The sequence below is a fragment of the Nonomuraea sp. PA05 genome, assembly GCF_008086045.1.
In the GTDB taxonomy this organism is placed as follows: Bacteria; Actinomycetota; Actinomycetes; order Streptosporangiales; family Streptosporangiaceae; genus Nonomuraea; species Nonomuraea monospora.
Window position 1 is genome coordinate 60345 of sequence record NZ_VSEY01000007.1, and the last position, 23889, is coordinate 84233.

At 71.8% G+C, this 23889-nt stretch carries 20 protein-coding genes and 1 tRNA gene; 8 read left to right on the forward strand and 13 right to left on the reverse strand.

All coding sequences use genetic code 11. From position 1 onward, the window contains the following. Positions 1 to 13: 13 nt before the first annotated feature. A complete protein-coding gene (locus FXF51_RS12915) occupies positions 14 to 1171 on the forward strand; it encodes a DUF418 domain-containing protein (RefSeq protein ID WP_148434556.1) in 1158 nt (385 codons plus the stop codon). On the opposite strand, the gene FXF51_RS12920 is transcribed toward FXF51_RS12915, so the two are convergent. Further along, positions 1162 to 1869 (reverse strand): response regulator transcription factor, encoded by a 708-nt coding sequence (locus tag FXF51_RS12920; protein ID WP_148434557.1) that lies wholly within the window; start codon positions 1867 to 1869, stop codon positions 1162 to 1164. The two genes, FXF51_RS12915 and FXF51_RS12920, sit on opposite strands and share 10 nt — an antisense overlap. Beyond that, positions 1862 to 3595 (reverse strand): sensor histidine kinase, encoded by a 1734-nt coding sequence (locus FXF51_RS12925; protein ID WP_148434558.1) that lies wholly within the window; start codon positions 3593 to 3595, stop codon positions 1862 to 1864. The genes FXF51_RS12920 and FXF51_RS12925 overlap by 8 nt, the downstream gene beginning before the upstream one ends. Positions 3596 to 3762: 167 nt before the next feature. Here FXF51_RS12925 and FXF51_RS12930 point away from each other — a divergent pair, with 167 nt between their 5' ends. From FXF51_RS12930 to lat, 4 genes are all read left to right on the forward strand, one after another. Further along, on the forward strand, positions 3763 to 5100 hold the full coding sequence (locus tag FXF51_RS12930) for a serine hydrolase (protein ID WP_148434559.1): 1338 nt from the start codon (positions 3763 to 3765) through the stop codon (positions 5098 to 5100). Between the two features lie 22 nt (positions 5101 to 5122). Further along, positions 5123 to 5488 carry a PPOX class F420-dependent oxidoreductase gene (locus FXF51_RS12935; protein ID WP_262379481.1) on the forward strand — a complete coding sequence of 122 codons (366 nt, stop codon included), beginning with the start codon at positions 5123 to 5125 and terminating at the stop codon, positions 5486 to 5488. Positions 5489 to 5647: 159 nt separating this feature from the next. Further along, the gene (locus FXF51_RS12940) at positions 5648 to 6190 is read left to right on the forward strand and encodes an HdeD family acid-resistance protein (RefSeq protein WP_148434561.1); all 543 of its coding nucleotides are present in this window, start codon (positions 5648 to 5650) and stop codon (positions 6188 to 6190) included. Positions 6191 to 6254: 64 nt separating this feature from the next. Then, entirely contained in the window at positions 6255 to 7523 is a 1269-nt protein-coding gene (gene lat, locus FXF51_RS12945) for an L-lysine 6-transaminase (protein WP_148434562.1), read from the forward strand. Position 7524: 1 nt separating this feature from the next. On the opposite strand, the gene FXF51_RS12950 is transcribed toward lat, so the two are convergent. The 9 genes from FXF51_RS12950 to FXF51_RS12990 form a co-directional block, all read right to left on the reverse strand. Beyond that, on the reverse strand, positions 7525 to 8745 hold the full coding sequence (locus FXF51_RS12950) for an NAD(P)/FAD-dependent oxidoreductase (protein WP_148434563.1): 1221 nt from the start codon (positions 8743 to 8745) through the stop codon (positions 7525 to 7527). Positions 8746 to 9251: 506 nt separating this feature from the next. Continuing rightward, complete coding sequence (locus FXF51_RS12955; RefSeq protein ID WP_240972793.1) at positions 9252 to 9434, reverse strand: LuxR C-terminal-related transcriptional regulator; 183 nt, start codon at positions 9432 to 9434, stop codon at positions 9252 to 9254. A 209-nt stretch (positions 9435 to 9643) separates the two neighbouring features. Continuing rightward, positions 9644 to 9719: transfer RNA gene (locus FXF51_RS12960), tRNA-His, on the reverse strand. A gap of 68 nt (positions 9720 to 9787) precedes the next feature. Next, positions 9788 to 10381: an oligoribonuclease gene (gene orn, locus FXF51_RS12965; protein ID WP_148434564.1), complete on the reverse strand. Its 594-nt coding sequence runs from the start codon at positions 10379 to 10381 to the stop codon at positions 9788 to 9790. A 68-nt stretch (positions 10382 to 10449) separates the two neighbouring features. Next, positions 10450 to 11613 carry a DUF2510 domain-containing protein gene (locus FXF51_RS60750; protein ID WP_187414341.1) on the reverse strand — a complete coding sequence of 388 codons (1164 nt, stop codon included), beginning with the start codon at positions 11611 to 11613 and terminating at the stop codon, positions 10450 to 10452. A 63-nt stretch (positions 11614 to 11676) separates the two neighbouring features. Beyond that, entirely contained in the window at positions 11677 to 13134 is a 1458-nt protein-coding gene (locus tag FXF51_RS12975; RefSeq protein ID WP_148434565.1) for a hypothetical protein, read from the reverse strand. Between the two features lie 22 nt (positions 13135 to 13156). After that, on the reverse strand, positions 13157 to 14797 hold the full coding sequence (locus tag FXF51_RS12980) for a serine/threonine-protein kinase (RefSeq protein ID WP_148434566.1): 1641 nt from the start codon (positions 14795 to 14797) through the stop codon (positions 13157 to 13159). Between the two features lie 107 nt (positions 14798 to 14904). Beyond that, positions 14905 to 17421, reverse strand: a complete 2517-nt coding sequence (locus FXF51_RS61855; RefSeq protein WP_222871263.1) for a protein kinase domain-containing protein — start codon at positions 17419 to 17421, stop codon at positions 14905 to 14907. Positions 17422 to 17506: 85 nt separating this feature from the next. Then, complete coding sequence (locus FXF51_RS12990; RefSeq protein ID WP_148434567.1) at positions 17507 to 18151, reverse strand: pyridoxamine 5'-phosphate oxidase family protein; 645 nt, start codon at positions 18149 to 18151, stop codon at positions 17507 to 17509. A gap of 71 nt (positions 18152 to 18222) precedes the next feature. On the opposite strand from FXF51_RS12990, the gene FXF51_RS12995 reads away from it, so the two are divergent. Then, positions 18223 to 19599 (forward strand): PLP-dependent aminotransferase family protein, encoded by a 1377-nt coding sequence (locus FXF51_RS12995; RefSeq protein WP_148434568.1) that lies wholly within the window; start codon positions 18223 to 18225, stop codon positions 19597 to 19599. A gap of 2 nt (positions 19600 to 19601) precedes the next feature. Here FXF51_RS12995 and FXF51_RS13000 read toward each other — a convergent pair whose 3' ends face one another. Next, positions 19602 to 20726 carry a DegT/DnrJ/EryC1/StrS family aminotransferase gene (locus FXF51_RS13000; protein WP_187414342.1) on the reverse strand — a complete coding sequence of 375 codons (1125 nt, stop codon included), beginning with the start codon at positions 20724 to 20726 and terminating at the stop codon, positions 19602 to 19604. Beyond that, positions 20723 to 21706: a GNAT family N-acetyltransferase gene (locus FXF51_RS13005; RefSeq protein WP_262379485.1), complete on the reverse strand. Its 984-nt coding sequence runs from the start codon at positions 21704 to 21706 to the stop codon at positions 20723 to 20725. Before FXF51_RS13005 ends, FXF51_RS13000 begins: the two co-directional genes overlap by 4 nt. Before the next feature lie 254 nt (positions 21707 to 21960). Between FXF51_RS13005 and FXF51_RS13010 the strand changes: the two genes are divergently transcribed. Further along, positions 21961 to 22986, forward strand: a complete 1026-nt coding sequence (locus tag FXF51_RS13010; RefSeq protein WP_148434570.1) for a phosphotransferase family protein — start codon at positions 21961 to 21963, stop codon at positions 22984 to 22986. A gap of 29 nt (positions 22987 to 23015) precedes the next feature. Next, complete coding sequence (locus FXF51_RS13015; RefSeq protein ID WP_148434571.1) at positions 23016 to 23768, forward strand: SDR family oxidoreductase; 753 nt, start codon at positions 23016 to 23018, stop codon at positions 23766 to 23768. Positions 23769 to 23889: the final 121 nt, after the last annotated feature.

The window sequence follows — 23889 nt, forward strand, 5'->3', positions numbered from 1 at the left end:
AGGAAGGTGACGAATGACCACGTCCATTGAGGCGCCGGCCCCGCCGCGCGCCGCCGAAGGGCGAGCCCTCGCCCCCGATCTGGCGCGCGGCGCGATGCTGCTGGCCATCGCGTTCGCGCACGCGCCGCTGTTCGTGACCGACGTCCATCGCGGCCCCGCCGTGCTCAACGCGATCACCGACGTCTTCCACTTCCTCTTCGTCGGCAACCACGCGCGGCCGATGTTCTCCTTCCTGTTCGGGTACGCGCTGGTGCAGCTCCTCAACCGGCAGCTCGACCGCTCGGGCGGCGACTGGGTCGGCGCCCGCAAGCTGCTGCGCCGGCGCGGCTGGTGGCTGATGGCCATCGGGCTCACGCACGTGGTGCTGCTCGTCCCGATCGACATTCTCGCCCCCTACGGCCTGGCCGCCGTCCTGCTGACCGGCCTGCTGCGGCGCGGCGACCGGGCCCTGCTGTGGACGGCCGGGCTCACGCTCGTCCCCGCCACCGCGTTCGTCGCCGCAGGCATGTGGTTCCCGCTGTCGAACGGCATCTCCACCTTCACCAAGGGCAGCGCCGCCGCCGGCGACCAGGGCTTCTGGGCCCTGCTCACCGAACGGCTCACGGTCTGGCCGATCAGCCTGGCGGCAGGCACTCTCATCGTCGTCCCCGGCGTGGTGCTGGGCATGTGGGCGGCGCGCCGCCGCTACCTGGACGAGCCCGCACGGCACCGCCGCCTCCTGGCCCGCGTCGCCGTGATCACCACCGCCGTGTCCGTCGCCGGCTCCCTGCCCGTCGCCCTCGTGCAGGTCGGCGCGTGGGCGGAGCCGTCAGCGGCTGCTCTGTGGGCCGCCGCGGCGGCGCAACCCCTCGCCGGGTACGCCGGCGGCATCGGCATGGCGGCCGTCGTCGCCCTCGTCGCGATCCGCGCGGGGCGACGGCGCGACCGGCTCACCACGATGGTCGAGTCTCTCGGCCGGCGCTCGATGAGCCTGTACCTCTTCCAGTCCATCGCGTTCGTCGTCCTGTTCTACCCGTACGGGCTCGGCTTGCAGGACGACCTCGGCCTGTTCGGCGCCACGCTGCTGGGGGCGGGCACGTGGCTGGTCTCGCTGCTGCTCGCCGACCTCATGCGCCGTGTCGGCTACCGCGGCCCGGCCGAGATCCTGCTCCGCCGGCTCGCCTACCGCTGAGGCGGCTCGGCCGCGACCTGCTGCGGCGGCTCGGGCCCCAGGTAGGCCAGGACCGCCGCCACCCGCCGGTGCACGTCGCCGCTGTTCTCCAGGCCGAGCTTGGTGAAGATGGCGTTCACGTTCTTCTCCACCGACGAGATCGACAGGTGCAGGGCGCGGGCGATGGCGGAGTTCGTCCGGCCGTGTGCCATCTCACGCAGCACGTCCCGCTCGCGGGCGGTCAGCGCCTCCTGCTGGCCCCGCACATCGCGCCTGGCCAGCAGGCCCTCGACCACCTTCGGGTCGATGACCGAGCCGCCCGCGGCCACCGCCCTGATCGCCCCGAGCAGCTCGTCGAGGTCGCCGACCCGGTCCTTGAGCAGGTACGCGTAACCCTCGGTGCCGTGCTTGAACAGCTCGAACGCGAACAGCGCGTCCGAGAACTGCGACAGCACCACCACCCCGACGCCCGGATGCGCGGAGCGGATGCGGTGGGCGGCGTCGATGCCCTCGAAGCCCTGCCGCCACTCGCCGCCCGGCATCCGGATGTCGGTGATCACCACGTCGGGGCCGAGCCTGCGCACGGCGTCGAGCAGCTCGTCGGCGTCGCCCACCGCGCCCACGACCGCCACCTCGCCCGACATCTCGAGCAACTGACGGGTGCCCTCACGCACCAGGTAGTGGTCGTCCGCCACCACCGTACGGATCAGCTCACCCATCGACCGGCACCCATGCCTCCACCCGTGTCCCCTTCCCCGGCTCGCTTTCCACTGCCAGGCTGCCGCCGAGCGCGTCGAGCCGGTCCTCCAGCGTGGCCAGCCCCCGGCGGGCGGGCGTGGCCGGGTCGAAGCCCTTGCCGTCGTCGGTCACGGTGGCGCGCAGCCGGCCGCCGTCCAGCGTCAGGCCCACCTCGATGGTGGCCGCGCTCGCGTGCTTGAGCGCGTTCGCCACGGCCTCGCTCACCGTGAAGTACATCGCGCCCTCGATCTCGTCGGCGAAGCGCCTGGCCCGCAGCGGCGGGGGAGAGGTCACCGTCGTCCGTACGGGCAGGCGCGAGCAGCGCTCCTCCACCGCCTCCACCAGGCCGCCCTGGCTGAGCGCGGACGGGTGGATGCCGGCGGCCAGCTCGCGCAGGTCGGTGAGGGTCTGGCGGGCCTGCTCGCGCAGGTTCGCGAGCATGTCGGGGCCCGCGCCGGTCGCCCTGGCCAGCTCCAGGCCGGCGATGAGCGCGACGAGTTGCTGCTGCACGCCGTCGTGGATGTTGCGCTCGATGCGGCGGCGCTCGGCCTCCTGGGCGTTGACCAGCCTGGTGACCAGGCCGGCGCTCTGGATGGCCAGCCCGGCGGGCACGGCCAGCGCCTCCAGGAGTCTCCTGTCCACCCGGGTCAGCGGGCCCGCCTGCCGGGGGCCGCACTCGATGCGCCCGCCGCGCACCGGCAGCTCCAGCACCGCGGCGCCCTCCTGGTGGCCGGCGACCACGCGGGTGCCGTCCGGCAGGGTGACCGCCGCCCACCGCAGGTCCAGCCCGGTGCGCACCGCCGCCGCCAGCCGGCCGAGCTGCTCCACCGGCTCGGGCGTCTCGCGCAGCGCCGTGCCGAGGTCGGACAGCACCTCGTCCACCGTGGGCCGCAGGTCGAAGACCAGGTGCAGGCGCGAGCCGCGCAGCCCGACGCGGACGTCGAGCAGCCGGTGCCGCACCACCGCCACCGCGATGGCGGCCGGCAGCGACCCCACCACGGCCATGAGCCCGACCAGCCCGGCGACCCCGTAGCCCGGTCCGGCGAAGTGGAACAGCGACAGCAGCACCGCTCCCGCGGCGGTCATGGTCATGCCGCCGACCATCCAGGCGTACTGCCCGCGCTCGGCTCGCCCGCTGCGCCGCCACCGGACGACCAGGCCGCAGAACACGATCACCGACATGACCCAGGTGACGAGCTGACCGGCCGACGACGCCCAGACACCGGCCCACTGCGTGGCCGACAGCGCCCCGCTGGGCGGATGGTACGGGTCGTAGCCGAAGGCCATGTTGCCCACGGTGTGCAGGGCGATCGCGCCGCCCGAGATCCACGCCACGGCCCGCCACCGGCGTGAGGGCAGCCGCCCGTCGGGGAACAGCAGCGGCACGAAGATCCAGGTGAGCCCGTAGAAGACGGCGTTGAGCGAGCCGAGGGCGGTGAGGAGCGCGTGCCCGTCACCACGGGCCGACAGGCCGATGCCGAGCACGCCGAGCCCGAGCGCCAGGGCGGCGGCCAGCAGCAACCAGCCGTAACGCAGCTCAGGACGCCTGGCGGCCAGCAGCCAGCCCAGCGCGGGCAGCGGCAGGGAGAGCACGATGAACGCCCACTGCTGTGGCGGGGCGGGCAGGCCACTCTCCAGGAGCGGGCCGGCCACCACCCCGCCGGCGGCGATCAACGCCAGCGGCGCGGCCACCGACCTGGAACTCATAGGGCCCCATCGTGACGAGCGTTCGGGGGGAACGTCTATGAGGTTATCCGCATATTTCCTGCGGCCATCCGCACCGGCGGGAACGGTGGCCCGCACGGTGGTGACGGGCCCGCCCGCCGCGATGTGCTGGGGCGACGAAGCCGAGCCGTCGAAGGGAATCTTCACTCATGCACACTCCGTCGAAGCCCGTCCGGATCCTCGCGGCGGCCGTGGCGGCGATCGCCATGACGGCCTGCGCCGGCCAGCCCGTCACAGCCGAGGCCACCAGCACGGCCGTGAGCACGGCTGTGCCTGGCACCCCGGCGGGCCGGCAGCTCGCCTGGCTGCTCGACGCGTCCACGCGCGCGCCCATCGCGGAGGACGAGCTGGCCGCCCACTTCGCCGCCGACTTCCTCAAGGCCATTCCCCCCGCCCAGCTCAACCAGGTCCTGGCCACGTTCCGGGACCTCAAGCTGGAGAGCGTGCGGACCTCGCAGGACCGCAGTCTGGTGGCCAGGGTCCTGGTCGGCGCGTCGGCGTTCGACGTCGCCCTCAGCGTGGACGCCGCAGGCCTGATGACCGGCCTGCGCTTCACGGCCCCCACCCCCGGCACCTGGGGCGAGGTGGACGAGCGGCTCGCCGGGCTCTCCCCGCGCACCGGCTTCCTGGCCGCCGAGCTGACCAAGGACGGCACGTGCCGTCCCGTGCACGGCGTCGCCGCCGGCGAGCGAGGACCGCTGGGGTCCATGCTGAAGCTGTACGTGCTGGGCGCGGTGGCCGAGCGCGTCAGGAGCGGCGCGTTCGGCTGGGACACCGAGCTGACGATCACGCCGGAGCTCAAGAGCCTGCCGTCCGGCGAGCTGCAGAACCGGCCCGGCGGCAGCCGGGTCACCGTGCTGGAGGCCGCCAAGCTGATGATCTCCATCAGCGACAACACGGCCACCGACCTGCTGATCCACAAGGTGGGCCGCAAGGCGGTCGAGCGCACGATGTGCGCCTGGGGCGTGCGCGACAAGCGCAACGTGCCGTTCCTGACGACACGCGACCTGTTCGTGCTCAAGGGCGTCGACTACCCGCGCCACGCCAAGCGGTACCTGTCGCTGAACGACGCCGGGCAGCGGGCCTACCTGGAGAAGGTGGTGGCGAAGGTGCCGCTGTCGGAGGTCGCGACGTGGACCGCGCCGCGCGAGCTGGACACGGTGGAGTGGTTCGCCTCGCCGGCCGAGATCTGCCGGGCGTACGCGGGGCTGGTGAAGCTGGGCGACCGGCGGATCGGCGAGGTCATGTCGATCAACGACGGCGGCCTCGGGCTGGACAAGGCGCAGTGGCCGGCCGTGTGGTTCAAGGGCGGGTCGGAGCCGGGGGTCTCCGACACGAGCTTCCTGGCACGTACGGCGCAGGGCAGGACGTACGTCGTGACCACGATGGCGATCGACAGGAAGGCGCCGATCGGCGCGCAGGTGGTGCTGGACCAGGTGGCGGTGACGCGCGGCGTCTTCGCCCTCGCCCTCGTCAAGGCATCCTGATCGCGTTGCCATACTCGGAGATGTGAACCTCGGCGCAGAGCAGTACCTCTCGGTGACGACCTACCGCAAGGACGGCACTCCGGTCGCCACCCCCGTCTGGGTGGTCCAGGACGGTGACGCGGTCGCGATCTGGACCACGGCGGGCTCCGGCAAGGTCAAGCGGATCAGGAACAACCCCGACGTCAGAGTGGCCGGCTGCGACGTGCGCGGCAAGGTCTCGACTGAGCCGGTCAGGGGCAGGGCCGAGATCCTCGATGCTGCGGAGACCGCGCGCGTGCGCGGTCTCCTGCGCCGCAAGTACGGCGTGATGGGCCGCCTCGTGCTGCTGGGCAGCCGGCTCCGCAGGGGCGACGCCGGCACAGTGGCCGTCCGGATCACCGCCGTGTGACCCGCCGCTGAACTGTTCCGGGGCGGATCACCGCCGCGTTGATCCGCTTTCGGGCGGACCGCCGCCGCGTGACCCGCCGCTGATCCGCTTTCGGGCGGATCACCGACATTTGACCCGCTGCTGGTCTGTTCTCGGTGAGATGCCGGAAAGCAGACCAGCATGGGGGAAATCTCTCGTTCATGGTGGCTGCTGCTCGTCAGAGGGCTGGCGGCGATCGTCTTCGGCATTCTGGCGCTCATCTGGCCGGGCATCACCCTGCTCGTCCTGGTGATCTTCTTCGGTGCGTACGCCCTCGTCAGCGGCGTCTTCGCGCTGTTCGCCGGGTTCCGGCACGGCGTCCGGTCGCGGACCTGGCTGATCGTCTCCGGCGTCATCGGCATCCTCGCCGGCATCGTGGCGTTCGTCTGGCCGGGCATCACCTCGCTGGCCCTGCTCTACGTCGTGGCCTTCTGGGCGATCTTCACGGGCGTCTCCGAGATCGCGGCCGGGATCCACCTGCGCAAGCTCATCGACAACGAGTGGATGTTCATCGTCGGCGGCGCGCTGTCGGTGATCTTCGGTGTGCTGCTGCTCATCTGGCCGGGCGCGGGCATGCTCAGCCTCGTCTGGCTGATCGGCGTCTTCGCGATCCTGTACGGAATCGCCATGATTGCGCTGTCTCTGCGCGTTAAGAACTTCACGCCAAGGGCTGACGTGCCGTAAATTTTGTATATATAGCTGTGTTCCTCAAGAGGAATGACAGGCTCCGCCCCATCGTGGAGGTGCCATGGACGTACACACCCGCCTTGCCCGCCACCTGCTCGTCGACGGTTACCGGCTCGTGCTCGACCTGGAGCTCAGCCACGGCTCCTGGCTGGTCGACGCCCGCGACGGCCGCCGCTACCTGGACTTCTACACCTTCTTCGCCTCCGCCCCCCTCGGCGTGAACCCGCCCTTCGACCCCGACCACGTCCGGCTGCTCGGCCAGGTGGCCCGCAACAAGCCGGCCAACCCCGACATCTACACCGAGCACTTGGCCGACTTCGTCGACACCTTCGCCCGCGTGCTCGGCGACCCCGGCCTGCCGCACCTGTTCTTCGTCGAGGGCGGCGCACTCGCCGTCGAGAACGCGCTCAAGACCGCCTTCGACTGGAAGAGCCGCCACAACGAGGCCGCGGGCCGCTCCCGCGACCTGGGCACCAAGGTCCTGCACCTGACCAAGGCCTTCCACGGCCGCAGCGGCTACACGCTCAGCCTCACCAACACCGAGCCGGGCAAGACCGACCGCTTCCCCATGTTCGACTGGCCGCGCATCGACGTGCCCGCCATCCACTTCGGCGACGTCGAGGCCGCCGAGGAGCGGGCGCTGGCGCAGGCGCGGGCGGCGTTCGAGCGGCACCCGTACGACATCGCCTGCTTCATCGCCGAGCCCATCCAGGGCGAGGGCGGCGACAACCACATGCGGCCCGAGTTCCTCCAGGCCATGCAGCACCTGTGCCACCAGAACGACGCGCTGTTCGTCCTCGACGAGGTGCAGACCGGCGGCGGAACGACCGGCACGCCGTGGGCGTACCAGCAGTTGGGGCTGGAGCCCGACGTGGTGGCGTTCGCGAAGAAGGTGCAGGTCGGCGGGATCATGGCGGGGCGCAGGGTGGACCAGGTGCCCGACAACGTGTTCCAGCGGAGCGGCCGGATCAACTCCACGTGGGGCGGCGGCCTGGTGGACATGGTGCGCAGCCGCGGCATCCTGGAGATCATCGAACGCGACGGCCTGATCAACCGCGCCGCCACCGTGGGCAACGTGCTGCTCGAACGACTGTCGAAGCTGGAGGCCGAGCACCCGCGGGCGATGTCGAACGTGCGGGGCCGCGGCATGATGTGCGCCTTCGACCTGCCCGACCAGGCCGCCAGAGACTCCCTGGTGACCCGGCTGCGCGAGGAGCACGGCGTGCTGGTGCTGCCCTGCGGCCCCAGGTCCGTACGCCTGCGCCCCGCGCTGAACATCCCCGAGCCCGACATCGACCACGGCCTGGCCGCGCTGTCGGCGGCCCTGTAGATCACTGGGTGACGCTGGCCCTGCTGCGGTGCGGGCCGGCGTACCGCCAGAAGAAGTTGAGCAGCACGCTGAGCCGGTTGCGCCCGCCCAGCAGGTACGCCACGTGGATGAAGATCCACACCAGCCAGGCGGGCAGCCCGCGCATCGTCAGCCCGTTCTCCAACTGCAGCACCGCCTCCGCCTTCCCGACCGTCGCCATGATCCCGGGATCCCGGTACGAGAACGGCTTCGCCTGCCCGCCCTTGGCCATCGCGGCGATCTGCCTGCCCACGTGCTTGCCCATCTGGATCGCCGGCTGCGCGAGCTGCGGCAGCGGATGCGGCGGCCCGGCCAGGTCGCCGATCACGAAGATCTCGGGGCGCCCCGGGACGTTCAACGCCTCCGTCACCGTGATCCGGCCGCCCTTGCCCTGCTCCAGCCCCCACGCACCGGCCTCGGGCGGCGCCGTGACGCCCAGCGCCCACACGGTCACGTCGCTGTCCAGCCGCGTCCCGTCCTCCAGCAGCACCGCGTCCGGCTCCACCCCGGAGACGGTCGCGCCCAGCCGCAGCCGTACGCCGCGCTTGCGCAGCGCCTTCGCCGCCGAGTCCCGCAACCGCGGCTTGTACGGCGCCAGCACGTACTCGAAGCGCTCCACCAGCGTCACGCTCGTCTGGTCCGGCCGCACCTCGGGATGCGTCAGCGGCAACGTGTTGCGCCGCAACTCGGCCAGCGTGCCCGCCATCTCCACACCCGTCGCCCCGGCCCCGACCACCACGACGTGCGTGCTCTCGCGCCGGCCCGCCGCGGTGTCCTCCAGGTAGTGCTGCAGCCGCCGCCGCAGGATCGCCGCGTCGGCCAGCGAGTAGATCGGCAACGCGTTCTCCCTGGCGCCCGGCACGTTCAGCCAGTTGGTGGTCACGCCGGTGCCGAGCACGAGGTAGTCGTAGTCGAGCGAGCCGCCGTCGTCGAGCTCCACCCGCCGCTCCTCCGGCACGATCTTGCTCAACGCCGCCCGGCGCGCCCGCACATTCGGCCACTTCGCCGCGTACGTCCTGGTGGGGTAGGACACGTCCGCCGTACCCATGCCGGCTGTGGCCACCTGGTAGAGGAGGGGCTGGAAGGTCGCGTACGGGTTGCGGTCGACCAGCGTCACCAGGGCTCCGCTTCCGGCCAGCTCCCGTGTCGCCGCCAATCCGGCGAAACCGGCACCCACGACGACGACACGCGCTCTCTGCACCATGATCTCTCCTTCCCCCTCAACGGGCTCATGGATGTCAATGGCACCGCCAGCTTCTCTTAAACCCGTTGGCGGGCGCGGGATGCCATAAGCGGCCCCCCCACGCCTTGTGGCGTCGGCGTCCACGTCGCGCGTGAGCCGCCGTCTGCGCGGGCCGCCTTGTGCGTGCGGCGCCGTCGTGCGCCGGGTGTCCGTGCGCCGGCCATGCCCCGCGGCCCCGCGCCCCGCGTCGTGGCCGCGCCTGTGCGCCTGCTTCGTGCGAGCGCCAACGTGCCACTGACGTTCCCGACGGCGTGTGCGCAGTCCGGCACCCACCGTCGGGCAGGCGTTGCCCAGCAGGCGTTGTCGGGCGTGCCGCCGCGGCGGGCGTGCGGGCGTGCGGGCGTGCAGGCGTGCAGGCGTGCGGGCATGTGGGCGTGGGGCGTGCGGGGTGGGTGCCGTTGCACGGCGCGATCACCCTGTGCGGCCCTCGACCCGCCTCAAGGCCCGGTGAGAGCCGCCACCGATCGCTACTGCCGCCGCGACCGCCACAGCCCGATGGCCGTGACCCTGGAGTCCACGCCGAGCTTGGCATAGATCCGGTTGACGTGGTTCTTGACGGTCTTCTCGCTGAGAAACAGCCGCTGCGCGATCTGCCCGTTGGACTGACCGGTGGCGATCAGATCCATGACCTCGGCTTCTCGCTTGCTCAAGGACGTGAACACGCTATCGAAAGCTGCGTCGTCGACTCTCATCCGGCCTCCGGGGGCGCGCAGACGGTCAAGATCGCCGATGGCCCCCGTGCTGCCGGCGTTAGCGTTAGACAGCGAGCATAACCCGCATTGTCATGATTTGGGGTCGTTGCCCAGAAGAACCAGAAGAAAACGCGAACGGCCGGTCCTCAAGGACCGGCCGTTCGCCGTGGGGTGAGTGAAGGGACTTGAACCCTCGACATCCAGGACCACAACCTGGCGCTCTGCCAACTGAGCTACACCCACCACGGCCGCCCGCTGTGTGGCGGCACAGGAAAAGTGTAGCGGGATTCGGGAGTCTTTACGCCACTCGATTAACCGCTGACGCGCTCAGCCAGGGCTCTCGCCGTGGATGAGTCGGGCCCGGGCTGGCCGACGAAGATGGCCGCGCGGTAGTACCGCAGCTCCCTGATGCTCTCCGTGATGTCCGCCAGAGCACGGTGTCCGCCCTGCTTCTCGGGTGCGGCGAAGTAGACCCGTGGATACCAGCGGCGTACCAGCTCCTTGATGGACGAGACGTCCACCATCCGATAGTGCAAATACGCATCCACCCCGGGCATGTCGCGCGCGATGAACGTGCGGTCGGTGCCGATCGAGTTGCCGCACAGCGGGGCCTTCTTCGGCTCGGGCACGTGGCGGCGGATGTAGTCGAGCACGAGCGACTCCGCCTCGGACAGCGTCACGCCGCCCGCCAGCTCGGGCAGCAGCCCCGAGGCGGTGTGCATCTCGCGTACGACCTGCGACATCTGCTCCAGCGACTCGGGCGGCGGCTTGATGACCACGTCGACGCCCTCGTCCAGCTGATTGAGCTCGCTGTCGGTGATGACGCACGCCACCTCGACGAGCGCGTCTCGGCTCAGGTCGAGCCCGGTCATCTCGCAGTCGATCCAGACCAGCAAGTCACTCATACGATCTCCTCGCCCAGCGGCTCGGAGCAATCCGCCCGCTTGTTACACCACCAGCCTAGTGCCACCGGTCAGGCGGGCTTGAGCGAGCTGAGAACCTTGCTCACCACGTCGGTGCCGAGATTGTCGGGAACCGACACGTAGATGATCGCCGGGCTCTGGCCCTCGCCGCGGTCCATCAGCACGATGGCCCCGTTCTCCTTCTTCCACTTGTAGCCGTTCTCCTCCGAGATCTTCGTGAAGTCCAGCTCGAACTGCAGCACGTACGCGTCACGGTCGCCGATCTTCATGGCCTTGTCGGCCACGACCTTGCTCTCGTGCGCGAGCTGGTAGTACTGCGTGGAGAAGTGCACGAAGACGGCCTTGGCCGTGTCGCCCATGCCCGAGACGCCGGTGTACGGATAGAGCTCGTTCAGCACGCCCGTGTAGACGTTGCCGATCCAGTCTCCGTCGCCCTCGTAGTTCTCGTGCGAGACGGCCTTCACTCCGGCGCTGAACTGCTGGTCCGTGGGGTTGCCGCTGTTGACGTCGGCGGGGGCGGCGACGTCCCAGTCGTCCGGCACCTGGAAGGAGACGCCGGCGCGCGGGTCGGTGACGACCCCGTCGACCGGCTGCGGGAACTCGGCGCCCTGGCTGGGCAGCGGCTGCTGCTGGGTGGGCGGCTCGTTCGTGGGCGGCTGCTGCGGCTCGAACGTGTCGGTCTGCCTGGGCTGCGCCGTGTTGTCCCTGTCGCCGCTGTTGATGAAGAAGATCCCGGCGACCACGATCAACGCGATCACCAGCAGCGCCGCCAGCCCGCCGAACACCCAGGGTAGCGGGTTGCTCTGCTTGGGCGGGGGCCCGAAGCCGGGGCCTGGCAGCGGCGCGCCGCCCCACTGCGGCTGCTGTTGCTGCTGGGTGGGGGCGGTGGGCGCGCCGTAGGCTCCCTGCCCGTAGGTCGGCTGGCCGAACTGTGCCGTGGGGTTCGCCGGCGTCACGGACCAGCCGGGACCCGGCTGCGACTGCGGCTGCGACGGCGGCTGGGACCCGAACTGGGGCTGAGCCTGCGGCTGGGAGTGCGGCTGGGAGTGCGGCTGCGACGGGGGCTGGGGCTGGGGCCCGGAGGACGGCTGCGGCTGCGCCGGACCCTGCTCCTGCGCATGGGTGGCGTCCGTCCACTGGTTGCCGTCCCACCAGCGGAGCTGGGGCTCTCCGTAGGGGTCCGGGTACCAGCCCGCGGGGGTCTGCGTGGTCATGTTCGCCAGATTAGTAAGAACCGCTTTGAGATGCATGGGCGAGATGCATCGGCGGGCGAGTGATCAACACTTGTACGTGAAGCTCGCCTTGTCCGTGATCACCGGTCCAGGGGTGAGAACCCGCAGTGTCGCGGTGGCCTTGACGCTGCTCTTGCCGCTCAACGTCCACCTCAGCGGCACCGTGTACGACGTCTGGTCGGCCTTGGTGCGCAGGGTTCCCTTGACGACTTCCTTGTCCAGATTCTTACGCCATTCATAGGTGATCTCCCCGGGGGCGCCGTTCGTGACGACGGTGGCGGTGATCATGACGGCGCTGTCGCAGCCCTGCGTCTTCTTCGGCGCCACCACATTGATCGACTTCACCGCCAGGTCCGGGGTGTTGCCCAGCGTGAACCAGGCCAGGGTCGCGCCCGCCATGATCACCGCGAAGACGGCCGTGGCCAGGACCGTCCGGCGGCGTCTCGCTCGCGACGCCTTGGCCGCCCGGCCGCCGGGGCGGTGCACGGTGGCCGCCTCGCCGCGGCCCTCCCGCCAGATCCGCTGGGCGGGCGTCTCGCCTCCCTGCGGCTGCGTGCTCACGCCGGGCCCGAACTGGACCGGACCCGACGGCCCCTGCGGCTGAGTGCCGACACCCGGAACACCCGAAGTGACAGACCCGCCCGCCCCGCCGAAGCCGCCCGCCGCGCCTGCCGGCAGTGGTCCTGCCGACTGTCCAGGCACGCGCAGGAGCGTGACGATGTCCCCCTCGTCCTGCGGCGTCCGGACCGGAGGCCGCGCGTACGACGGAGCCTGCGCGAACGCCGACCGCCCGCGCGCCGCCCTGGCCAGGCCGTCCCGGCTGATCCGGCCCCCCGGCAACCGTCCCCGCTCGTTGACCAGCAGGTCACGCGCGGTGCCCAGGCCCAGCGTCTGTGCGGTGGCCGCGGCGCGTTCGAACAGCTCGGCGGGCTCGGGAGCGCCGCGCCCGACGGCGGCGGCCAGCCCGCGGGCCAGCGAGGCCCAACCGGCCGCGTCGCGCTCGCGCGGCGACACCTGGGCGCGGATGGCGTCGTACAGGCCGCGCTCCGACAGCAGCGAGACGCCTTCCGCCGTGATCACCACCGTGCCGGGGTGCACCGAGCCGTGCGTGGTCCTGGCGGCGTGCAGCGCGAGCAGCGTCTGGGCGGTCTCCACCAGCACGGACGCCGCGCCGTTCGGATCGATGGGCGCGACGGCGAGCAGGTCGGCCAAGGTGGGGGAGACCGCCTGCGCGGTGAGCAGCCAGACCTGGTCGCCCGCCGCGACCACGTCGGCCACCGGGATCAGCCCGGTGAGCCCGGCCAGCACCAGCCGCTGATCGGTCATGACCGCCTGGACGACGCGGTCGCGCACGCCGGGCAGCCCGATGAGCTTGGGATCGAACAGCAGGGCCCCCGCCCTGCGCCCGTCAGGTGAGATGGCGTCGATCCAGTTGCCGAGCTCGGTCATCCACGTGTGCTCGGTGAGCCGGAACCCGGCGATACCGTTTCCAGGGTTGTCCATCGCCGTTGCCCCCCGGCCGCGTCTAGCGCTTCCTTCTGTGGCGTCCCGCCATCCGGCGCCTCACCGCAAGTGTGACCGGTAGTGCGCCCGTAGTCACCAGGGCGAGCGCCAGCAGTGCGGCGGCGGACTCCCTGCGCGGCTCCTCGGGCGTGACCGTGGGCTCCTCACCGCCGCCCCCGGGCTCCCCGTTGTCGTCGCCCGTGGGAGTCTCCCTGGGGGTCTCCGAAGGCGCGGGGCGGGTCGTGGCGGTCGCCGGAGGCTGGGTCGGGGCGGCGGTCGGGCTCGCCGAGGTGGGGGCGGCGGTGGCGGGCACGCTGTCCTCCACCTCGCCGCTCATCTGCGGGTCGGGGGTCGGCGTGGGAGTGGGCGCCGGGGTGGGCTTCTTCGTCTTGGGCGGCGTCTTCACCGGGGTGGGGGTGGCCGTCTTGGTGGGCTTGACGGGCTTGGTCGCGGTCGGCTGGACGACCGGCGGCGCGGCGGTGGCCGAGTCCGTCGGGGTGGGGTCGGGAGTGGTCTCGTCGAGGGTCGGCTCGGCGGTCTCCTCGGGGACGGTCTCCGCCGGCTCCGGTGTGGCCGCCTCCGCGGTGGTGGGCGTGACCGTGCTGGTCCCCGCCTGGAGCACCGGCTCGGCCGACCCGGAGGTGAGGATGACCACCGCCGCGGCGATCAGCACGCCTGCGCCCACCGCGCCGATGGCGATCTTGGCGGGTAGTTTGCTCAGCAGCCGCGTCGGCTCGGCGAAGCGGGTCTCGGCGAGCGAGGTCTGCGTCTCGGCGGGCTCGTCCAGCGCGCTGGGGAAGAGCAGCACGAGCAGGCCCGCCAGGGCGGCCAGGCGGCGTCGCCCGCGCTCCTCCCAGTCGGGTCCGTACGCCTCGGCCGCCACGGCCTCCAGCTCCGTCAGGAACGCCTCCGCCGACGGCGGGCGCTCGGCCGGGTCCTTGGCCAGGCCGCGCTCGACCAGCCCCTGCAGCGGCCCCGGCACCTCCTCCACCGGCGGCGGCGCGCTCTGGTGCTGGCGGGCCAGCGCCGCCATGTTGGGCGCGCGGAAGGGCCGCATGCCGGTCAGGCACTCGAAGAACACGACGGTGGCCGCGTACACGTCGGTCGAGGGACCGGCCGGCGCGCCCGCCCACTGCTCGGGCGCCATGTACGGCGGCGTGCCCGCTGCGCCGGCCTCCTCACCGGCCCGGACGGCGATGCCGAAGTCCACGAGCTTGCTGGTGCCGTCGCCGCGCACCATGACGTTCTCGGGCTTGAAGTCGCGGTGCACGACACCGATCGCGTGCGCGGAGGCCAGGCCGAGCAGCGAGCCCTTGAGCACGGTGAGCGCCGCCTCGGCGCCTGTGGGCCCCTCGGACCTGAGGAGCTCGCGCAGCGACACGCCGTTGACCAGCTCCATGACGATGGCCGCGCCCTGCCCCGCCTCGACGTAGTCGATCAGCCGGGCGTGGTACTGGCTCTGCAGCGTGGCCAATAAGCGGGCCTCGTGCCGGAACCTCGCGACGAACCCGACGTCGGATCTCAGCTCGTCGCTGAGGTACTTGATGGCGACTTCAGCGCCGTCGTAGTCACGCGTGGCCAGGACCACCCGACCGGCCGCGCCTGAGCCGAGCTCACGCACCTCGGTGTAGCCGGGGACCCCCCATGGCCCATCACCGTACATAACGGACTCCTCTGGAGTTCTGTGGGCCCCCACCCTCATCAAACGGTCCGTAGCTTAACCAGAGGGAACCGCTTTCCCGCTACCGATATACGACAACTGGATAAATATCACTCAATGGTGCCGGGGGAGTCGGGGTTCGGCTCCTTGGTCGCTTCCCCCGTGGGCTCCTTCGTGGGTTCGTTCGTGGGCTCCTTGGTCGGTTCCTTGGTCGGTTCCTTCGTGGGCTCTTCCTCGGGGCACTTCGGCGTGCTGCCGCTGCGGGTGGCCGTGCCGTTGGCCGCCGCGGGCGTCGTGGCGGCCGTCACCGACCAGCTCGTGCCGCAGGGCAGCCGCACCTCGTAGGCGAAGGTCCGGCTGTAGGAGGTGTCGCCCGACAGGGTGACCGTCCGGGTGTGCGTGGACTCGCCGGCCCTGAACCTGACCGTGAGCCGTACCGGCTGGGTGCTGCCCGCCGTGACGCTGACCGGCGCGCTCAGCCCGCCCTTGGTGCCGACCTCGCCGATCGAGACCTGCCGCACGCGCGGCGGGCAGGGCACCGAGACGCGCGCCGTGTCGGTCCTGTCGCCCGCGCTGACCTGCACCGACAGTGTCGAGCCGCAGGGACGGGTGCGGAAGACGTGCCTGAACGTCTCGCTGTACGAGGTGCGCCCCGACAGCGTCGCCGACCGGGTGGCGACCGGGTCGCCGTTGACCGCGAACCGGGCGGTGACCGGGATCTCGCCGGTGCCGCTCGCGGTGACCCGCACCCGCGCGGCGGCGGCGCGGGCGGGGGCGGCGGGCAGGTTGAGCGTGACGTTCAGCGCGGTCACCTTGGTCGGGCAGGCCGGGAGGGTCACGGACGCCGAGCGCGGGCCGCCCGTGGGGGCGGGGAGGGTGGTGACGGTCAGAGTGACCGTCTTGCCGCACGTGCGCTCGCCCAGCGACCAGGTCAGGCGCTGGGTGTAGGTGCTGGCGCCGTTGAGGTTCACGCGCTCGGTGCGGCCGTCCTCGCCGGGCGCCGACCAGGTGGCGATGGCGGTGACGGCGCCGGTGCCGCTGGTGCGCAGGCCGATCGTGCTGGTGGCGACGCCGTTCTCGCCGATCGTGATCTCACCCACGGTCACGCCGAGCACCGAGGTGTCCGGGGGCGGCTCCTCGGTGGTGGGAGGCGTCGTGGTCGGGGTCGTGGGAGGAGTAGTGGTCGGCGTGGTCGGAGGCGTTGTGGCCGGGGTGGTGGGCGGAGTCGTGGCCGGGGTGGTGGGAGGGGTGGTGGAAGGGGTGGTGGGCGCGGTGGTGGTGGGCCCGTTCGTCACGACAGGCGGATCCTCCTCGGCGGGGTCCTCCTCGGGCGGATCCTGCTCAGCGGGGTCCTCGTCGGACGGATCCGGCTCGGGCGGGTCCGCCTCCGGCGACGTCTGCGGCACCACCTGCGGCGTGATCCCAGGCGGCGTCTCAGGCCCAGTTTCAGGCCCAGTCTCAGGCGCTGATTCCGGCGTTTCCGGCGAAGTGGACGCCTCCGTGCTCGGCGGCCACGCCACGGGCGCAGTGGCGATCCGGCTCGGCGGCACGGCCAGCGCCGCCCCGACCGGCTGCTCGGGCGGCTGCCGGTTGACCAGCACGGCCACCACCGCCGCGGCCGCGACGGCGCTCACCGCGCCGCCCATCGCCAGCCGCCGCCCGTTCGTCTGCGCGATGCGCCGCGTGCTCCGGCCGACCCTCCCGCGCACGCGGTCGAACACGGTTGTGGCCAGCGACGTCGCAGTCTCGGGCGGCGCGGCCAGGGGCATGGGCCACAGCAGGGCCAGCAGGCCCACGAGCGCGGCCAGCCGCCGCCTGCCCCGCTCCTCCCAGTCCTCCCCGTACGCGGCCGCGGCCACGGTCTCCAGTTCCGTCACGAACGTCAGCGCCCCGTCGGGCCGCCCCGCCGGCTCCTTGGCCAGCCCGCGCCTGATCAGGTCACGGACGGGCTCGGGCGCGTCGTGGAAGGGCACCGGCGCGTGCACGTGCTGGTACCCCAGGACGCTGGGCTCGCTGGACCGGTACGGCCGGTGCCCGGTGAGGCACTCGAAGAAGACGGCGGTGGCCGCGTACACGTCGGTCGCGGGCGAGGCGGGGCGGCCCTCCCACAGCTCCGGCGCCATGTACGCGGGCGTGCCCTCGGGCTGGGCGGCGGTGCCCTGGCGTACCGCGATGCCGAAGTCGACGAGCTTGCTGGCGCCGTCGTCCCGGACGAGCACGTTCTCGGGTTTGTAGTCCTTGTGCACGAGGCCCATGGCGTGCGCCCTGGCCAGGCCCAGGAGCGAGCCCTTCAGCACGACGAGCGCGGCCTCCGGCTCGGTCGTCCCGCTCTCGCGTAACAGTGCGCGCAGGGAGACGCCGTTGACCAGCTCCATCACGATGGCGGCGCCGCCGTCGTCCTGGATGTACTCCCACATCGTGGCGATGTGGGGGTCGCGCAGCGTGGTCAGCAGCCGGGCCTCCGACTGGAACCTGGCCAGGGCGGAGGGATCCCGCAGCAGTTCGCCGGACAGGTACTTGATCGCGACCTGGACGCGGGTCTCGTCGTGCACGGCGAGCACGACGCGTCCGCTGGCGCCCGTCCCGAGCTGCCTTATCTCTGTATAACCGGGAGCGCTCCACTCCATTTTGCCTCTCCCATCAGGAGCCGGCCCACCTGATGAGACGTGCGATCAAGAGCTCAGGTTTTCCAGGTGGCCCGGATTTATGGAACTACTCCCGATGGAGGATGTGAACGGGTGCCTCGATACCTTCTGGGAGTACCGAATCGGGTTCGGGCGCTCCCCATGACGTGACCAGGGGCAGCACGCCGGCCCACACCGGAAGGTCGTAGTCCTCCTCCTCGTCCACCGGCCCGCCGCGCCTGATCTTGACCGACGCCTCCTCCAGCGACAGCGCCAGCACGGCGGTCGCGGCCAGTTCCTTGCGCGAGGGCCGGCGCACGTAGTCCCACTGGCCGGGCGCGAGCTGCTCGGCCAGGGCGCGCAGCCCCTGCTCCCGCTCGTCGTCGTCCGTCACCAGGCGGGCCGTGCCGTAGATCATCGCCGAGCGGTAGTTGACGGAGTGGTGGAAGATCGAGCGGGCCAGCACGAGGCCGTCCAGGTGGGTGACCGTGACGCACACGTCGGTGCCGGTGCCGGTGCCGGTGCGCAGCGAGCGGGCGCCGGTGGAGCCGTGCAGGTAGAGGGTGTCGCCGACGCGGCCGTAACCGGTGGGCACGACCATGGGGTGGCCGTCCACGACCACGCCCAGGTGGCAGATCAGGCCGGTGTCGAGCACCTCGTACAGGTCGTCCCTGTCAGTGCTGCCGCGTTCCTTCGAGCGGCCCAGTGTGGTGCGCGGTGTGGTGGAGAGCATGATTCGACGGTAACGACGAAGTGGACCTATCCTGTAGGGCCACTACCAGCACCTTTCAAGAGACCACTTTCATGCGTTCCCATGTTGACCTGCCGGTCTCCCTCTCCCGTGACTCGGCCGAGCCCCTCACCACGCAGCTCGTCGGCTGGCTGCGCGGCGCCATGCTGGACGGCACGATGGCCTCCGGCGAGCGGCTGCCGTCCACCCGGGCCCTGGCCGCCCAGCTCGGTGTCAGCAGGACGGTGGTGACGGAGGCGTACCAGCAGCTCTACGCCGAGGGCTGGCTGGACGGGCGGCACGGCTCCGGCACGTTCGTGGCCGCCATGGAGCACCCGCCGAGGCCGCCCGAGGAGAGCGCGTACGTGCCCGCGCCGCCGCCCCCGGCCGGCCTGATCAACCTCACCAGCGGCTCCCCCTGGGTGCGCGACTACGACGAGGCGGCGTGGAAGCGCGCCTGGCGCAGGGCCGCCGACCTGCCGCCCGGCGACGAGCCCGACAGCCACGGCCTGCCGCGCCTGCGCGAGCTGCTCGCCGACCACCTCAGGCGCGCCAGAGGCATGGCCGTCGGCCCGGAGAACATCCTGGTCACCCGCGGCACCGGCAACGGCCTCGACCTGTGCGCGATGGCCCTGCTCGGCCCCGGGGCCAGGGCGGGGGTGGAGGATCCGGGCTACCGGGTGGCGCGCACGGTGTTCAAGGCCAGGGGCGCCGAGGTGGTGCCGTGCCCGGTGGACGAGGACGGCGTGATCGTGGACGGCCTGCCCGGCGACCTGCGCGTCCTCTACACCACGCCCGCCCACCAGTTCCCGCTGGGCGGCCGGCTGCCGATCCCGCGCAGGGAGCGGCTGCTGGCCTGGGCGCGCGCCACCGGCGCGACGATCGTGGAGGACGACTACGACGCCGAGTTCCGCTACGACGTCGCCCCGCTGCCCGCGCTCTACGGCCTCGACCCGTCCCGGGTGGTGCTGCTCGGCACGCTGTCCAAGATCCTCGCCCCGGACGTGGGCGTGGGCTGGCTGGTCGGCGAGCCGGAGCTGGTGAGCAGGATCGCCGGCCTGCGCTGGGAGGTGGCCGACCGCACCAGCGGGCCCGTCCAGCAGGCCGTGGCCACCCTGCTGGAGCGCGGAGACCTCGACCGGCACCTGCGCAGGATGCGCCTGGAGTACGCGCGCCGCCGCGCCGCCGTCGTCGAGCTGCTCGGCCCCGCCTGCCGCCTGCGCGGCGACACGGCCGGGCTGCACGTGCTGGCCGAGCTGCCCGGGGTGCTGGTGCCGGGTGTGATCGAGCGGGCCAGGGAGCGCGGGGTGCTGCTCGACTCGACCGAGCGCCACCACCACGGCCCCGCCCAGTTGCACGGCCTGGTGATCGGGTACGGCTCCGCCTCGCTGCCCGACGTCCGCCGGGGCTGCGAGATCGTCGCCGACCTCATCCGCGAGGCCCGGCGGTAGGGCTACCCGGGTGGCCCGGCGGCCGGGGGCTCCAGCCGTCGCAGGACGGGCAGCGAGCGGGCGGTGTACATCGGGTCGACCGGCAGCACGTGCGCGGCCCACCAGCGGGCCGGGGCAGGGTCGGCGGCGTGCTCGGTGAAGCCGGGGGCGTAGTCGTCGTAGGCGGGGTCGTACAGGTACCCCGTGGAGACCCCGTTCCGCTCCAGCTCCTCGATGGCCGCGTCCCTGTCGCGGACCAGCAGCGGCACCCGGAACAGCGGCCGGGTCAGGTCGTCGAGCACGGCGGGCGCCACCGTCGGCAGCTCGGCCAGCCGCTGCACGCCGGACAGCCGGCGCGCCCGGTCGCGCGGCACCCCGGCCACGCGCCGCTCCTGGTACCAGCGGACCAGCCGGCCCCGGCGGGCCCGGTAGTGGTGCAGGTCGGCGCGCACCCAGGCGTCGAAGGGCGGCAGCGCGGGCACCTGCTTGAGCGCCAGCTTCAGCTCCTCGGCGCGCACCGCGATGCGGTGGCCCTCGCGGACCTCCTGCATGCCGAGGCGGCGCTGGAGCTTGAGCGCGGGGCGTACCAGGTCGAGCTTGAGCGCCGCCTGGCGGGCCATGGAGGTGGCCACGCTCCACACGTCGGCGCGCAGGGAGCCGCGGGTCAGCAGCTCGTCGCGGGCGCGGGTCAGGGCGAGCAGGTCGGACTCGTCCTCGACGGCGAGCACGCCGCCGGAGCCCGCGCTCGGGTGCTTGGACAGGCTGAAGACCGACGCGTGCCCGAACGTGCCGAGCGGCCGGCCGCCGAGGTCGCTCTCCATGGCGTGCGCCACGTCCTCGATGAGGATCTTGCCGGCGAAGGCGGGGGCGTCGTCGGGCAGGCCGTACAGGTTGGTGGTGAGGACCGCGTCCACCGTGTCGAGGTCCACGCGGGCGACGTCGATGTTGCCGTCGCGCGGGGACAGCGGCGCGATGACCGGGCGCAGCCCGGCCGCCAGCACGAGGAAGAGGATCTCGTCGGCGGAGACGGGGGACATCAGCAGCCGCTGCCCGGGCAGGCACCAATGGCGTAAGGCCAGATAGAGCCCCAGCCGGTTGGACGGTAGCGACAGACAGTGACGGCCTGTACGCTCTGCGATGTGTTTCACCGTTGTAGGACGGTACGCAGTCTTCCGTAGGTTTTCAAGGTTTTGTCCGCTGTTTTGAGCAGGAGCGGATTGGCCATCACGGTGGCGCGCGTCTTGCGCACCGGCACCCGCATCATCCAGTGGACGCCGGCGGCGGGCCCGATCCTCGCCACGCGGCCCTCGGCCACCTGCAGTTCGCCGTTCTTCAGCTTGTCCTTGTACTCCTTCTGCCCGCGCCCCATGTCGACGACCTCGATGCCGGCCCCGGCGGCGCGCTCGGCCATCGCCAGGTGGTGGATGAGGCCGGGGGAGTACTTGGCGAAGTGGGTGTCGTAGGCGGGGAACCAGCCGGCCAGGGTCGTGCGCGTACGCAGCCCGAAGTGCCCGGCCATCGGCCGGTCGTCCACGTACACCATGTCGAGCACCCCGGCGAAGCTGTCGGACTGGGTGGCCAGCAGCCGCTCGACCAGCTCCACGATCCACGGGTGCGAGAACCGGTCGGCGCGGCCGGTGCGGCGGTACTGGTCGGTCTTCCAGCCCAGCAGCGTGCGCAGGGGCTCCAGGTCGGTGGTGGCGTAGTCGTGCCGCAGCGGGCCCGCGTCGCGCTGCAGCTTGCGCGACTTGGCCAGGGTGCTCTTGTACGTCTTGCCGGAGTTCTTGAGCAGTGACGCGGTGTAGTTGTCCCAGCCGTCGCGAAGGTCGATGATCGGCGACGGGTGACGCTCGTGGCGGGCGAGCAGCAGCGGCTGCCCGGAGACGAGGTGGTCGAACTCGTACACCGCCAGCCCGCACTCCTTCAGCAGCCACAGCGGGTGGATCTGGGCGTCCTTGACGTGCACGAGCCCCTGCGCGTCGGTCAGCCCGGCGGCGACCGGCTTGCCGATGCCGAGGGGATGTCGCTCGAACGGGAAGAACCCCACGATCTCCGGACCGTCGTGGATGACGGCGACACGTACGACATCACGGAGTTCGCCCACCGCGAGGGTGAATTCTGGGGACAAGAAGGGATTGTCGAAGGCGGTGTCCGCCTCCTGCAGGGCGCGCCAGCGGCTCACTTCGGATTCGCCCAGTTCACGGGGGTGGGCAAGGGTGACGTGCATGGGCTCCTACTGTCAGCACACACTCTCTGGGCAAGCTGAGGGCCAGGGTGTACTGCCACATTAAAGGATCTCGCCGGATGCCATAGCCGCAGCTCCGGAACGTTACACAACTCCCAGTATGTCTTCAGGACCGAGTGACGTTCTAATGTGTGACCATGACCGTACCTGGCATCGACCACCCCCAGCTGGTCGCCTGGATGGGCCGGAACGCGCCCGACGCCGGCGAGCCCCTGTCCGTCTCGCTGATCTCCGGCGGACGGTCGAACCTCACCTACCTGGTCGAGGGCAGGGAACGCTCGCTCGTGCTGCGCCGGCCGCCCCTCGGCCACGTGTTGCCCACCGCGCACGACATGCGGCGCGAGTGGCGGGTCATCTCGGCGCTCGCGCCCACGCCCGTGCCGGTGCCCGAGCCGGTCGCGTTCTGCGCCGACGAGGACGTGATCGGCGCGCCGTTCTACCTCATGGGGTACGTCGAGGGGGAGGCCGTACGGAGCCGGGAGCAGCTCGGCGACCGGACGCCCGAGCAGACGCGGCGCCTGTCGGAGCGGCTGGCCGAGGTGCTGGCAGGCATCCACGCCGTCGACTACCGCGAGGTGGGGCTGGGCGACTTCGGGCGGCCGGAGGGGTACATGGCCAGGCAGCTCGACCGGTGGTGCCAGCAGTGGGAGCGGTCGAAGACCGCCGACCTGCCCGACTACGACCGGCTCGTGGCGCGGCTGCGGGAGCGGCTGCCCGCCGAGGCGACCGGCACGCTGGTGCACGGCGACTACCGGCTGGACAACACGCTGCTGCGGACCGGCGACCTGGAGATCGCGGCCGTGGTCGACTGGGAGATGTCCACGCTCGGCGACCCGCTGGCCGACCTCGGGCTGACGCTGACGTACTGGCACGATCGCGGGGACGAGGAACGCGCGCGCATCCCGGTGGCGGGCGACGTGACGGTGGCGCCCGGGTTCATGAACGCCGCGGAGTTCGCCGCCCACTACACCAAGGTGTCCGGACGGGACATCTCGGACCTCGGGTTCTACGTGGCCTTCGGCAACTTCAAGCTGGCCGTCATCGTGGAGGGTATCCACGCCCGCTTCCGTCAGGGTAAGACCGTGGGAGAGGGGTTCGACCGCATCGGCGCGGCCGTGCCCACCCTGATCTCCCGCGCGCACCGGATGCTCGACCAGCACTGAGCAACCTTCCATCCCCCGCAAGGAGCGTCATGAGCACTGTTGCACTGATCACCGGAGCCGCGAGCGGCATCGGCGCCGCCGTGGCCCGGCGGCTGTCGACGGGCGGCGTCAAGTGCGTCCTCCTCGACATGGACGGCGAGGGGGTCGAGCGGCTGGCCAAGGAGCTCGACGGCGCGTGGCTGGCCGCCGACGTCAGCACCGAGGAGGCCTCGCTGGAGGCCGTCGCACTGGCCGAGCAGCGGTACGGGCGGCTCGACCTGGTCCACCTCAACGCCGGCATCACCGGCCGGGTCGACCTGGCCGACTTCGACCTCGCCCGCTACCGCCAGGTCGTCGGCGTCAACATGGACGGCGTCGTCTTCGGCGTGCGCGCCAGCATGCCGCTGCTCCTGCGCTCCGGCGGCGGCGCGATCGTCGTCACCTCGTCGCTGGCCGGGCTCACCGCCTTCGCCGGCGACCCCGTCTACACGATGACCAAGCACGCCGTCGTCGGCCTCGTCAGGGCGCTGGCCGAGCCGCTCGCCGCGCAGAACGTACGCATCGGCGCCGTCTGCCCCGGCTTCACCGACACGCCCCTCGTGGCCGAGGCGCGGGACATGTTCGTCAACGCGGGCTTCCCGCTCCTCACCGCCGAGGACGTGGCCGCCGCCGTCGAGTCCGCGTTCTACTCCGAGACCCCCGGCACGCTCCTCATCGTGCAACCGGGCAGGCAGCCCGTGCCCTACCGTTATGCCGGGGTTCCAGGACCGGTGGGAGGGCAGCGGCCGCCGCGCCAAGATTGACCGCAAGCGGCTTGCAAGCGGGACGATTAGCGTAAACAGGGCTGGACTGCTGTCCAGCCCTTGTACGTTCCCGGACCTTGTAGGTTCGTGGTTCCCCCCGACGTCTCGCGAGGATGAGGAG